The sequence below is a fragment of the Pseudomonas sp. K2I15 genome (assembly GCF_002204795.1).
Taxonomy (GTDB): Bacteria; Pseudomonadota; Gammaproteobacteria; order Pseudomonadales; family Pseudomonadaceae; genus Aquipseudomonas.
In genome coordinates this window covers 105,877-119,236 of record NZ_NIXO01000010.1, presented here as the reverse complement: position 1 = coordinate 119,236, position 13,360 = coordinate 105,877, and the positions used below count along the sequence as shown (strand labels likewise).

Annotated in this window: 9 protein-coding genes; 2 read left to right on the top strand and 7 right to left on the bottom strand. The window is 61.4% G+C overall.

What is annotated here, in order from left to right; genetic code table 11:
* Positions 1 to 64 precede the first annotated feature (64 nt).
* The 4 genes from rtcA to CEC48_RS09370 all read right to left on the bottom strand — a co-directional run bounded on the left by rtcA (position 65) and on the right by CEC48_RS09370 (position 5,040).
* Positions 65 to 1,090 (bottom strand): RNA 3'-terminal phosphate cyclase, encoded by a 1,026-nt coding sequence (gene rtcA / locus CEC48_RS09385; RefSeq protein WP_088423489.1) that lies wholly within the window; start codon positions 1,088 to 1,090, stop codon positions 65 to 67.
* A gap of 9 nt (positions 1,091 to 1,099) precedes the next feature.
* Complete coding sequence (locus CEC48_RS09380) at positions 1,100 to 1,894, bottom strand: nucleotidyltransferase domain-containing protein (RefSeq protein WP_088423488.1); 795 nt, start codon at positions 1,892 to 1,894, stop codon at positions 1,100 to 1,102.
* A gap of 36 nt (positions 1,895 to 1,930) precedes the next feature.
* The gene (locus tag CEC48_RS09375; RefSeq protein ID WP_088423487.1) at positions 1,931 to 3,157 is read right to left on the bottom strand and encodes an RtcB family protein; all 1,227 of its coding nucleotides are present in this window, start codon (positions 3,155 to 3,157) and stop codon (positions 1,931 to 1,933) included.
* Positions 3,158 to 3,489: 332 nt separating this feature from the next.
* A complete protein-coding gene (locus CEC48_RS09370; protein WP_088423486.1) occupies positions 3,490 to 5,040 on the bottom strand; it encodes a TROVE domain-containing protein in 1,551 nt (516 codons plus the stop codon).
* A gap of 204 nt (positions 5,041 to 5,244) precedes the next feature.
* On the opposite strand from CEC48_RS09370, the gene rtcR reads away from it, so the two are divergent.
* On the top strand, positions 5,245 to 6,852 hold the full coding sequence (gene rtcR / locus CEC48_RS09365; RefSeq protein WP_088423485.1) for an RNA repair transcriptional activator RtcR: 1,608 nt from the start codon (positions 5,245 to 5,247) through the stop codon (positions 6,850 to 6,852).
* A 7-nt stretch (positions 6,853 to 6,859) separates the two neighbouring features.
* Here the strand turns inward: rtcR and CEC48_RS09360 are convergent, their stop codons facing one another.
* Positions 6,860 to 7,783 (bottom strand): ADP-ribosylglycohydrolase family protein, encoded by a 924-nt coding sequence (locus CEC48_RS09360; protein WP_088423484.1) that lies wholly within the window; start codon positions 7,781 to 7,783, stop codon positions 6,860 to 6,862.
* A gap of 199 nt (positions 7,784 to 7,982) precedes the next feature.
* Here CEC48_RS09360 and CEC48_RS09355 point away from each other — a divergent pair, with 199 nt between their 5' ends.
* Positions 7,983 to 9,722 carry a dipeptidase gene (locus CEC48_RS09355; RefSeq protein ID WP_088423483.1) on the top strand — a complete coding sequence of 580 codons (1,740 nt, stop codon included), beginning with the start codon at positions 7,983 to 7,985 and terminating at the stop codon, positions 9,720 to 9,722.
* A 34-nt stretch (positions 9,723 to 9,756) separates the two neighbouring features.
* Here CEC48_RS09355 and CEC48_RS09350 read toward each other — a convergent pair whose 3' ends face one another.
* Positions 9,757 to 11,496 (bottom strand): ABC transporter ATP-binding protein, encoded by a 1,740-nt coding sequence (locus tag CEC48_RS09350; protein ID WP_088423482.1) that lies wholly within the window; start codon positions 11,494 to 11,496, stop codon positions 9,757 to 9,759.
* Positions 11,490 to 13,283, bottom strand: a complete 1,794-nt coding sequence (locus CEC48_RS09345) for an ABC transporter ATP-binding protein (protein WP_088423481.1) — start codon at positions 13,281 to 13,283, stop codon at positions 11,490 to 11,492. The genes CEC48_RS09350 and CEC48_RS09345 overlap by 7 nt, the downstream gene beginning before the upstream one ends.
* Positions 13,284 to 13,360 lie beyond the last annotated feature (77 nt).

Genomic DNA, 13,360 nt, shown 5'->3' with positions numbered 1-13,360 from the left:
AAATCGGCTGACGGGATGAAGAACAGGCCGCCGGTGACCGCCATCGCGGCTCAGCGTTAGCGGGCTACAGCGCCCGGCATTCAATCTTCAGCAATTGAGGGCCCTGCTCGCGGCGCTCAATAACCACCGGCAAAAACCGCTGAATCACCGCCATGTTGCTCTGCAAGTGCTCGGTCATCCGCAGCGTGGTGAAGCTGCCGCCACCGGCAAGTGCCATCGGTAGCAATAGCTGATCGGCCAGATGCTCGGCGACGACCGCTTCACTGGCCAGCCACTCGAGCGCCTGCTCAATGGCTTGGTCGGCCACCGCCTCTGCTCGCAACCTCGCCTGACCAAATGCGCTGAATACCTCGGTGACGTGCGCATGAGCATATTCCAGCACCAGGACATTGCCCGGCCCGTGCTCCGGATCAAGATTCACTGCGTGCAACTGCTCCTGGCTGATGGCCAGCCGCTGACGGACACGCGCCAGCTCACGCTCGGCGACGTGAACGGGCAACCCGGCGCTCAGCGTGGTGGCACAGGCGCCCTTCAATTCACCCCGCTCCGTGAGGTGCAGCGGCATCAATTCGCTTGGATGTATAAACGCCACAAGCTCGCCACCGCCAGCCGGTACAAAGCCATGACGCACCAGCGTCAGCTCGACCCGCGCACCCATCCGGCGCAGTTGCGGCAACCAGGCGCGCTCAAGAAAATCTACCGGAGGCGCCATCGGGTTGTGGGTGCCTCCGCAAATGCTGACGCGGCTGGCTTGCGGAGCCAGCAGCAATGCCGGCAGTACGGTCTGCAACACCAGCGTGCAGCTGCCGGCCGTGCCGATAGAGAACTTATAGTCCCCGCCCTGGATGCGGCCCGGCTCGAACAGCAAGACCTGGGAACCCAGTTCGGCGCCTTCGACCCGTGCGCCACATACCTGGGCGGCGGCCAGAACCGCCGTCAGGTGCTGACGCAGCAGCCCTGGCCGACTGCGCCTGGCGCGAATATTTTTAATCCGCAGCGTGCGCCCGGTCACCATCGACAGGCTAAGGCCACTGCGCAACACCTGGCCACCACCCATGGCGCCGTCCAGCTCAATCACATCCTGGTTCATATCCAATCCTTATGCGTAGTGCTTTACCGTTTCCCTCAGGTAGTGGTCCAGCAAATGAGTGTGTTCCTGGGTGCGTGGCAACTTGGGCACCTCGCGCTCCAGCTCTGCCGAGATAAAACGGTGCAACGCCGGGCGCCTCGGACCGTAGGCGGCTTCTCCGGCATTACGCTTGAGGGCCAGCAGCGTCGCCACTTCATCCAGCAATAGCGAGTCCGTGACCGTCGACAACAGATCGGCAAATGTCATCGGTGGCCGTCCGAGCCCAAGGTCGATCCAGCGCACCGCCAGCAACGGCCGCAGCACATAGAAATACTTCTTGAAGCGCACCGTGTCGCCTTGCAGATAGCCACGAAAGTTCTTCCTGGCCATCGACAAATAGTGACTGCGAGCCGCCGGCGGGCTGTAGAACGCTTCCGCCAGGGCCTGCAGGCGCGAGGTAGCAGCCGCTTCGCTGCGATACACCAGCGGCGAATCCAGCCACTCCAGCAGCGTCGGGTTGGATTGGCGTAGCAGACCAAGAGTCTTGCGTAACTCCCAACCGCTGATATCCAACTCATCGTCCAGCGGGCGTTCGATCACGTCCCGTGGCGTATCCACCTGGACAAACCAGTCCGGTTTTTCCACATAGACGAACCGCACGTCATAATCACTGTCGGTGGAGGCGAAGCCCCAGGCGCGACTGCCGGACTCACAGGCATACAGCACCGTGACGTTTCGCTCGTGCTCTATGCGCTCCAGTTCAAGCAAGACCCGTTCGCGCATGGCGAGACTGAGGGGATGACGGTCCTCTTCTTCCCTATTCATTTTGAATGCTCCTATGCCGCTAAAAAATTCCAGGCTCTATCCCTTCACGCACACCACCTGCCGCAAGGTGTGCAGCACTTCCACCAGCTCGCGCTGGGCGTGCATGACTTGGTCGATGTCCTTGTAGGCCATCGGAATCTCATCGATTACCGCGGCGTCCTTGCGGCATTCCACGTGAGCCGTCGCACGCACCTGATCAGCAACCGTGAAGGTGTTTTTGGCCTTGGTGCGGCTCATGGTCCGACCAGCGCCATGGCTGCAGGAACAGAACGACTCTTCGTTGCCCAGCCCACGCACAATGAAACTTTTCGCGCCCATAGAGCCGGGGATAATCCCCAACTCACCCTTCTTGGCCGACACCGCACCCTTGCGGGTGACCAGAATCTCTTCGCCGAAATGCCGCTCTTTTTGCACGTAGTTGTGGTGGCAGTTCACCGCCTCCAGCGCTACTTCAAACGGTTTGTGGATCACCTTGCGTGTCGCCTGAACCACCGCCTGCATCATCAACTCACGGTTCTGCCGGGCGAAGTCCTGGGCCCAGCCGACCGCTTCAACATAGTCATCGAAGTGCTCACTGCCTTCTTCGAAATACGCCAGGTCCCGATCCGGCAAGTTGGCGATGTGCTGACGCATGTCCTCTTGAGCCAACTGGATAAACAGGTTGCCAATCGCATTGCCGACGCCACGGGAACCGCTGTGCAACATGAACCAGACCCGGTTGGCTTCATCCAGGCAGACTTCGACAAAGTGGTTACCCGAACCCAACGTGCCCAGGTGTTGGCGGTTGTTGGTTTTCAGCAACTTCGGGTACTTGTCGGTGATCGTTTTGAAGCGTGGATGCAGCGCCGCCCAGGCAACATCGGCCTGCTGCGGAATACTGTCCCAGGCACCCTTGTCACGCCCATTGCGGCCACTGGTACGACCATGGGGCACCGCCGCTTCAATCGCGCAGCGCAAGCCGTGCAGGTTGTCCGGCAGGTCTGCGGCAGTCAGCGAGGTACGCGCGGCAATCATGCCGCAGCCGATATCCACGCCAACAGCGGCCGGGATAATCGCGCCCACGGTGGGTATCACGCTGCCAATGGTGGAGCCCTTGCCCAGATGCACATCCGGCATCACCGCAAGGTGTTTGAAAATGAACGGCATCTTCGCCGTGTTCATCAATTGCTGGCGAGCTTCCGGCTCTACCGGTACTCCTTGGGTCCAGAGCTTGATCGGTTTGCCGTTGGCAACTTCCAGCAGTTGGTAGGTTTTCTCTTGCATGATCTCGATTCTTTTTGTAGGTGCCGCAGGCGCGGCGCTTCAAGTAAACAGACGGCGACAAAAGGAGGGTGAAACATGCGGCGCGCTCTCCCGCTGAGCTACAGTCTTGCGACTGGCGGGACTCGAACCCGCGACCATTCCGTACTGTAGTTTCACCGGCATTCGCCGAGGCAATCGTAAAAAGGTGGCACGACAAAAAGTGTGACTGAGCGCCGGATCGCACCGGCGTACCATAGATGTACAGCCACAGGCATTCGTGCCGTCACTGGCGCTGACAAGGGTTCGACGAGACGTCTTGGATGTAGTCCCGTCGGCATTCAGCGCCGGTGAAATCAAACTTCTATGGCTTCAATCGCCTGTACCCAATGTTGCGCACCGTAGCGCCCTTCGGCGAACTGCGCGACCACATCAAATACCGCATCACTGAAGCCTCCCACATTCAAAATATCCTGGCGGTCCGCCGCCTGCGTAGTTGCACCCGGCTGCATATCGATACACACCAGCCGCGCTTGCGGGTTGATCTGCTTGATCAGCTCCCATTGGCGCATGGTTTCGGTACCGCGCTGGCGCCTTGCGTCAATCCACGACTCGTTGTCAGACACCAGGATCACCATGTCCACTTTCATTTTGGCACTGGCTATTTTTGCCAGCGGCGCCGAACAGTTAGTTCCGCCTCCGCCGATAGCCGCCAGCTTCTGCGCATTGCTCATCACACTGTCACGCGGGTTGAGCCGGATATCCACCACCTGGTTTTCAAACGGCATCAAGCGTGCGTCCGGCTGCTTGCGCAGTATCGCTGCACCGATCAAAGCCGCCACATCGATGCAACGCACAGCGGTCGTGGCGCCCTCACGATAACCGGTCACCGGGCTGTGCATCGAACCCGACACGTCAGGGCAAACCACTACCGAACCTTGCAACACCGGCACGTTGGCCAGGGACAACTCAAGCGCGTCCTGCAACGCTTCCCGTACACAGGCCGGTACGTCGTCTCCCGCCATCCGATACGCCGCCAGCAACTGGTACGGGTACACCCGAGCTTTTGCGATTGCCTCTGCATCAGCCAACCGCGCTGCCACTTGCCATGCAAACCCTGGCACCTCAAACGCGCCTTGGCGTGCAAAGGTATTGAGGTTCATGCGCAGCGCCTGCCAGCCCATGTTATCGGCCTGGCCAGCCCACTGTTCTTTACTGAGCTTCTCGTTTCCAAGCAACTGGAACGGTACCGCCGGCACTTGCGTGGTTGAACCGCTACGAAAGGCGAGCAAGGCCCGGGTCAACTCCGGCAAGGCCTGTACATCCACCGGCCGCCCGATCAACCAGGCGAAGAACGCTTCACGCCATGGCTCAGTGGGCTTGGGGTGAACCATTTTCACTACATCCGCCAACGACGGCTGATTACCTACCGAGGCTTGCAACAACTGACGCTCGGTCGCGGTGTTCAACCAGTTCTGTACCAGACGCTTGGGCTGCGATCCCAGGGACTTGCGCCCCGTCACACCACTGCGCAGGATTTGCACGAAATTGCGCAACATCTTGCCGCTGTCCACCACCTGCCCGAACACCTGCGGCACCCTCACAGAACGCTGCGCCACCAGTGCGGCCAACAGCAACGCCGGCATGTCTTTCATATGGCCCTGGCGGCGGGCATAACACGCAACCTTGGCGACATAGCGGCTGTCCAGCTCGCAAGCCAGTTGCAACACGCTGTCCAGCTGGCTTTCAGCCGAGGCGTGGAAGGTCTGGTTCAAGCAACCGGTGACCGCCAACTGGGCCAGCTTGTGCTTGGCGCTGTAGGCATAAGCCGGTACTTGTGTAGCGTTCAAGGTGTCACATGCGGGCAGTTTCGCCTGCTGGGTGTTGAAGACTTGGGAGTTGGCCATCGTGGCGTCTCGCTCTGTTGTGTGTTTCGTTGCGAGAGTTATTGCAGCCGTCATGCCAGGTTTATTTTTTCGAGGAACAATTTTTTTATCTATCTGTTTTATATAGATATTTTTAATTTCTGTGATTTCACAGCTCAGCTGTGATGACATTCGCACCAGAAATTATTTATCCTCATATATCGTCATCTATATTTTGGTATCGCCATGATTCGCAAGCGCACCGTTGCCATTGGTTTTATCGGCTCAACCCTCGACCGCGTGGGCAAAGGTGGCAACCGCTGGAACCATTGGCGGCCCAGCGTTGGCCTGTGCCAGCAGCAAGAGGTACTGATTGATCGCCTGGAACTGATTCACGGCGTCGATGCACGCGACGTCAGCCTGGCGCAGCGGGTACGCGACGACATCCAGCAGGTGTCACCGGAAACCGAGGTGCGGCTGCACCCCATGCACCTGAAGAATCCCTGGGATTTCGAGGAGGTGTACGGTGCGCTGCACGACTTCACCACCGCCTACCGCTTCGATACCGACCACGAGGACTACCTGGTCCACATCACCACAGGCACCCACGTCGCACAGATCTGCTGGTTCCTGCTGACGGAAGCACGCTACCTGCCGGCCCGTTTGATCCAGACGTCCCCGGCTCGCCTGCGCAATGAAGAAGAACGCGCCACCGGCACCCACGCACTGATCGACCTTGACCTGTCGCGCTACGACCGCATTGCGTCGCGCTTCGCCCATAAACGCCTGGAAAGCCTGGCCTTCCTCAAGTCCGGAATCGCCACACGCAACCCGGCCTTCAACCGCTCCATCGAACAGATCGAACGCGTAGCCGTGCGCTCCAAGGCGCCGATGCTGCTGATCGGCCCCACCGGTGCGGGCAAGTCATTCCTCGCGCGGCGCATCTACGAACTCAAGCGCAGCCGGCATCAGGTCCAGGGGCGCTTTGTCGAAGTGAACTGCGCCACCTTGCGCGGCGATGGCGCGATGTCGGCGCTGTTCGGCCACATCAAAGGCGCCTTCACCGGCGCCCAGAACGCCCGCGATGGTTTGCTGCGCGCGGCAGACGGCGGCATGTTGTTTTTAGATGAAATTGGCGAACTGGGGCTCGACGAACAGGCGATGCTGCTCAAGGCAGTCGAAGAAAAGCGTTTCTTCCCACTCGGTGGCGACCAGGAGGTCACCAGTGACTTCCTGATCATCGCCGGCACCCATCGCGACCTGCGCGGCCGCGTCGCCGAAGGCCTGTTCCGCGAAGACCTGTACGCGCGGATCAACCTCTGGACCTTCGACCTTCCGGGCCTGGCCGGGCGCCGCGAAGACATCGAACCCAACATCGACTTCGAACTGGAGCGCCACGCCCGCGAACAAGGCCAGGTGGTGCGTTTCAACCTCGAAGCACGGCGGCGCTACCTCGCCTTTGCCTGCTCCAGCGAAGCGGCGTGGCTGGGCAACTTTCGCGAACTGTCGGCGTCCATCACGCGCATGGCCACCCTGGCGGATAGCGGGCGTATCGACGAGAGCCAGACCCAGGAAGAAATTGATCGACTGCGTTACGCCTGGGGCCTGGAGTCGCCGCAAAACGATTGGTTGTCTCGCTTGGGTGTAGATACCGAACTGGACCTGTTCGACCAGTTACAGCTAAACGCCGTGATCGAAACGTGCCGCCAGTCCGACAGTATTTCCGATGCGGGAAGGCGCCTGTTCGGCGTCTCCCGGCAAGCCAAGGCGCAACCGAACGATGCCGACCGCCTGCGCAAATACCTGGCACGGTTTTCGATTGACTGGAAGCAGGTGGCGGAGTTGAAGGACTGACAGATACCTAAAGTGCGGCAGCCCGCAGTTGCGCCGCCTGAAACAACGCATCGGCAGTTTCCTGAATATCTTCACGCTGCCACAGCTTGCCCAACCACTCGGTGGGAATGCCTTGTACGCCGTAATATGCGCCAGCCAACTGACCCACAATCGCCGCGGTGGTGTCGGCGTCATCCCCAAGGTTTGCCGCAGCCAGCACGGCCTCGGCAAAGCTGTCGGTGTGATGAAAACACCACAGCGCCGCCTCAAGCGAAGCCACCGCGTAACCAGAACCAACGATGTCACCCCGCGCCTTATCGAGGCAGTGCCCACCGGCAATGTCCGCAACTTTGGGTTCGCTTAACTCCAGATAGTCCACCTTCAATACCTGCGCTTTCGAATCCCCACGCAGCGCATTCGCAATACACTCAGCCAGCACCAGGCAACATTCAATCGCCTCCATCGCACCATGGGTGGTGCGGGAGCTGTCGACGGTAAACTCACGCATGCACTCAGTATCGGGAAAATAGAACAGCACCACCGGCGCCAGGCGCATCACCGACCCGTTACCCGCCGAGTACGGATCGGTGGAACCCGCAAACGGGTCACCGGAGCGTTGATACGCCGCCAACGCATCACTCACCGTCGTGCCAATGTCGAAACACTCACCCGTAGAACTCAGGTAGCCCCACTTCCACCAGTTCAAATAACGCCCCATCTGGTCTAAAGCGTCAAAACCATTCTTGCGTAGCAAGCTTTCGGCCAGACACAACGCCATGGACGTGTCATCCGTCCACTGCCCCGGCAACAGCTGGAAGGGCCCGCCACCGACCATATCGGTGACAGGAGCAAACGAACCTCGGCGCATGAACTCAACCGTGGTCCCTACTGCATCACCGCACGCCAAGCCAAGCAGGCTGCCGCGGTAACGGTCTGAAAGCATCATCAACATCACTCCTTTGCCCAAATAACACCCTAACCGGAGAACAATACCGGAGCTTTCCGCTCTGTGGGTCGCGGTGCATGTCTATGGGAAATTTCCTACTCAAGCACTCCCCTACCCCAGCCTCCCGATGGTAGTGTGTGAAATTGTTTCTGACCTTTCGATCAGACATTTCTCACTCACTCTCTGCAAAGGAATGCCCCCAGCAATGGATTTTTCCCTCAAGCAACTGGCCGCAGCCACCCTGATGGCGGCCAGCCTTTCGGTGTTCACCACCCAAGCTCAAGCCAACCTCACCCCGCAACAGAACGCGATCATCCTGAAGACCTTCAGCGATGCCTCGGTCAAGGATTTCAGGCAGTTCCTCGCCAGCCTGGCCAAGAGCGATGTGGCCAAGAGTGACAACCTCGGCCCGGCTATCAGTGCCTTCCTCGACAACAAAAACCTGACCGCCGACCAGCAGAACGAAATTCACCGCCTGCTGGGCCTGTATGCGCGAGTGAAGTACGGCGCCGCCGCCACCGAAACCCTGCGTGAGTTGGTGGAGATCCCGACCTTCCAGGTGGCCGGCGTAGCCCAGCACGACAACCCCGAGTTCATCAAGATCGCCGACAAGATCAAGAGCCTCGCCGAGTCGTTCAACCTGAACTTCCGCAACATCGACAACCGCGTCTACGAAATCTCCCTGGAAGGCAGCGGCGATGAAGTCGTCGGCATCCATGCCCACGCCGACGTAGTGCCGGTAACCCCGGAAAACTGGGTGCTGAAAGACGGTACCAAGCTCGATCCGTTCAAGGTCACGCTGATCGGCGACCGCATGTATGGCCGCGGCACCGAGGATGACAAGAACGGCATCGTGGTGGCGATGTACGCGATGAAAGTGATCAAGGAAGAGAAGCTGCCGCTGGCACGTAATTTCAAGCTGCTGGTGGACACCACCGAGGAAACCTCCGGCGACGCGATTCCGTACTACTTCGAACATAACCCCACGCCCAACTACAACCTGGCGCTGGATGGCGGCTACCCGGTGGTGATCGCCGAGAAAGGCTACGGCACGGTCATGGCCAAGTTCCCCAAGCGCAAGGCTGAAGGCAAAGGCGCAGAGATCGTCTCGATGACCGGCGGCCTGGCCACCAACCAGATTCCGTCCGCCTCGGTGGTGACGTTGCTGAGCGACAAGCCCGCCGAGCTGGCCGCCAGCCTGCAAAAGGCCGGTAGCGAGTACGCCAAGCGCAATGGCGGCGACTTCGAGGTGGCGGCCAAGGTCGTCGGCAAGGACGTCAAGCTGACCGTCACCGGTGTATCCGCGCACTCCTCCGAGCCGGAGTCCGGGGTGAACCCGGTGGCCAGGATGCTCGACTTCCTCAACAGCCTCGACGGCAAGGTGGCGCTCAAGCACAACCCGTTCACCGACGCCGCACGTTACGCCGCCAACAACTGGGGCCTGGATTACCTGGGGGGCAAGCTGGGCGTGGGCTTCTCCGATGCATTCATGGGGCCGTTGACCACGTCGCTGACCTATGTGGGTGAGGACGACAAAGCCTTCAAGTTGGCGGTTAACCTGCGGGTGCCGAAGGGCAAGTCACCGGAAGTGCTCAAGGCCGAAATTGCCGACAAGCTGGCTGCCTGGACCAAGAAAAACCACGTGGCCGTGAGCTTCGACTACTCGATCGCCGAGCCGATGTACCGCAACCCTGAAGGCGAGTGGGTCAAGGCGCTGTTGGCGGTGGCCAGCGAGAACCTGGGCATGGAGCACAAGTACGGCACCTCCGCTGGTGCGACCTCGGTGCATGAGCTACCCAATGGCGTGCAATTCGGCCTGGCGCGGCCAGAGGTCAAGTACACCGGCCATACCGACAACGAGTTCAAGACCGTCGACCAGTTCCTGCTGGACCTGCAGATCGTCACTGAAATGATGGGCCGCATCGGGCAGTTGCCGAAGCTTTGATCGACCCGCCGGACCCGCCGTCCTGGCGGGTCCACTAAGCGATACGCCAACCCTTCGACGCCCGACGCTGCGCCAGAAACCTCGCATAGCGCCCCTGACGGGCCGTCAATTGTTCAGGCGTGCCCTGCTCTACGATCCAGCCCTCTTCGAGCACCACAATCTGGTCAGCCATCGCCACCGTCGACAACTGATGCGCGATCACGATCAACGTGCACTTGCCGCGCAAGCGCGTCAGGGTTTGGGCGATAACCGCCTGATTCTCGGCATCCAGCGCAGCAGTGGCCTCGTCCACCAGCAGGATCGGCGCGCCCTTGATCAACGCACGGGCGATCGCGATACGCTGGCGTTCACCACCCGACAGGCGCGCCCCGCCCTCGCCGACGCTGCTGGAAAGCCCCATGGGCAGGCGCTCAATAATCCCCTGCACACCGGCCTGGCGCGCAGCCTCCAGCACTTGCGCATCGCTGGCGCCAGGCTTGCCGAGGCGAATATTGTCGGCGACGCTGCCCTGGAACAGGTACGTGTCCTGGAAGATCTGGCTGATCTGCGCGTTGAGTTGCTCGCCAGACATCTGCCGCACGTCCACGCCACCGATACACACCTGACCCTGGCTGACCTCGAAAAACCGCGCGACCAGCCGCAGCAGCGTCGTCTTGCCGGAACCGGAAGCGCCCACCAGCGCGGTCATGCTGCCGGGTTCAATGCGCAGGCTCACTCCGCGCAGCACGTCCCGAGGACCGCCCGGGTGGCGAAAGCTCACATCAAACAATTCCACCGAGGCATCCCGTGGAGACTGCGGCGCACTCGGCTCCTTCAGCGGCGCTGCGGCGAGGATCTCGCGCACCGCCTCAAGGTGCACCCCGGCGCCGCGCAACGTCTCGCCATAGCCAGCCACCTCCAGCAGCGGGTCAATGAAGCGGCTGACCAGCAACAGCGATACCATCACCGCGATCACCGAGCCCACGTGCAATGCGTTCCCCAGGTAGGCGTCCAGCCACAACGCGGCAGCGATCAACAAGGCCGCGAGCACCGCCTGCACCAGCCACATATTGAGCAGCACCGAGGTCGCAGACAGCAGGATCAGGCGTGCCCCAGTCGCGTGTTGCTGTTCAATCGCCCGTTGCAGCAACACCGTGCTGCCGACGCCACTGAATGCGCGCAGCACCGACTGCGACTGGGCGAACTCCAGCATGCGCTGGCTGGTATCGGCCGAGCTGCGCTGGAATGCCCGGTCGGCACGCCGCCCAAGCCGCGCACTGAGCCAAAACGCAGCGCCGAGAATCGGCAACGCCAACAATGCGATCAGCCCCATTTTCCAGTGCAGCACAAACAGCGCCAACACCAGCACCAACGGCGTCACCACACCGCTGAGCACCGGGGTAAACACATGGGCGGGAAGCTGGGCCACTGCCATCATGCCTTGCGTCACCACCTGGTTGAGCCGCGCCGTGTTATCCGGCGTAAACCAGCCGACAGGCAGCCCGGCCACATGGTCGCCGATCCGCTGACGCCCGCCTTGCAGCACCGCCACGCCGACCGCGACGCCGGCCTTTTCCACTTCCCGCCGCGTGGCCCAACACGTCACCACCGCCGCCAGGAACACCACCAGCCACAACGCCGCTTCGACAAGGTCACCGTTGAGCATGTCGGTGAGCACCGGCACCAGCGCGGCGATGGTCAGGCCGCACAGCGCGCCGTAGAACACCACCTTCCCGACGTAACGATGGAAGACCGGCCCATCGTCGCCCAACAGTTCGATATAGGTTTTCAGCATGTCGGCAGCGCCTGTTCCCGGGTCTGTTTGTAACCGCCCGACGCCCACAGGCGCGCGTAGCGACCCTCCTGCGCGATCAGTCGAGGATGGTTGCCTTGTTCAACGATGCGGCCGTTTTCCAGCACGATAATGTGATCGGCATGCATCACGGTGTCGAGGCGGTGGGCGATTACCAGCAGCGTGCGACCTTGGGCAAAACGCGACAGCGCCTCCTGGATCGCCACCTCGTTTGCGGCATCAAAGGCGGCCGTCGGTTCATCCAGCACCAGCACCGGCGGCGCCAGCAATACCGCGCGGGCGATGCTGATACGCTGCTGCTCGCCACCGGACAGTTGCGCATCCTCGCCGATCACCGAGGCATAGCCCCGCGGCAAGCCGAGGATGCACTCATGGATATTCGCCGCCCGCGCGGCGGCCTCGATTTCTTTCTGGCTGGCGCTGGGCCGGCCGAGGGCGATGTTTTCGGCAACGCTGGCGTGGACCAGGCGCACCTCTTGCAGCACAAAACCGATCAGGCTGTAGAGCTGCGAGGTTTCGATCTGCCGCAGGTCGACGCCGCCCAGGGTGATACGCCCCTCGGTGGGGTCGAAAAATCGCAGCAGCAGGTGCGCCAGGGTCGATTTGCCCGAGCCCGAGGCGCCGACGATGGCGGTCACGGTGCCAGGCTTGAGGGTGAAGCTGATGTCGGAAAGCACCGGGTTCTGCGGGTCGTAGGCATAACCGAGGTGCTCCACGCGCACCTCGGCGTCCTTGGGCAGCCGCTCGCAGCCCGGCTCCACCTGCGCCAGCACCGGTGTCGCCAGCAGCGCCTGCACGCGCTGGGCGGCGCCGGCGGCGTTATTCAAGTCGTGGGTGATGTAACTCAGCAGCATCAGCGGTGCGCAAATGCCGGGCGCGACAATCGCGAACGGCAGCACCTCCACGGCGTTGATCCAGCCCAGGCTGACAAACACCATGCCGAACGTCAGCACCATCGCGAGCACCGTCACAGGGGCGATCATCGCGTTGGCGTTGGCCATCGTCCCCACCCACGGCCGGGTGAATTCAACGAAGGCCTCGCTGAAATCATCCACCGCCTCGCGGTAGCTGGCGTGGGCCTTGCCGGTGGCACCGAAAGCCTTGACCACGGGAATGCCGTTGACGAACTCGACCACCGCGTTATTAACCCGGGTCATGCGCTCGACAAAGGACTGCATATTGCTGGCGCTGGCTTTCATCGCCCTGGCAAAAAACACGAAAAACCCCGGAAACGGCAGCAGCGAGACCAGCGCCATGCGCCAGTCAACCGTGAGCAGATAGACCGCCGACAGCAGCACGGCCCCGGCGCAACGGCCCACGGTGGTATAGAAATGCGCAGTCAGGCTGTGCAGGGTGCCGATGTCATCCTGCATCGCCTGCTTGACCTCGCCGGACGCCCGCTCAGTGAACCAGCCCAGCGGCACCTGGCTCAGTCGCTGGGCGATCGCCAGGCGCAAGTGGCGAGTGATGTGGTTGTCGGCCAGGTGCGTGACCGTCTCTGCGACCGTCATCAACAGCATGCCCACGAACAGGCACGCCAGGCTGACGGCGATCGTCAACCACAGCTCGCCCGATGCCTGGGCAATCGACGGCCCGCCGAGGGCGATCCTGGCGATATGCACGATGCCGCCCAGCGGCACCAGCGTCAGCATACTGCCCACAGCGGCCAGCAATGCCGCAGCGATCAATCGCCCGCGAACTGGCCGCAGCACCTGCGAGACCGCGCCCCGCCCCCCGGGTTTGGCCGCAGTCCTATCCTTGTTACTCATGAAGTCTCCCTGACTGAATGAGCCTTTGCTCGCCCTTACCTTATCTTCCGAATGAGCAGCCAAAACCCTCAATCGAA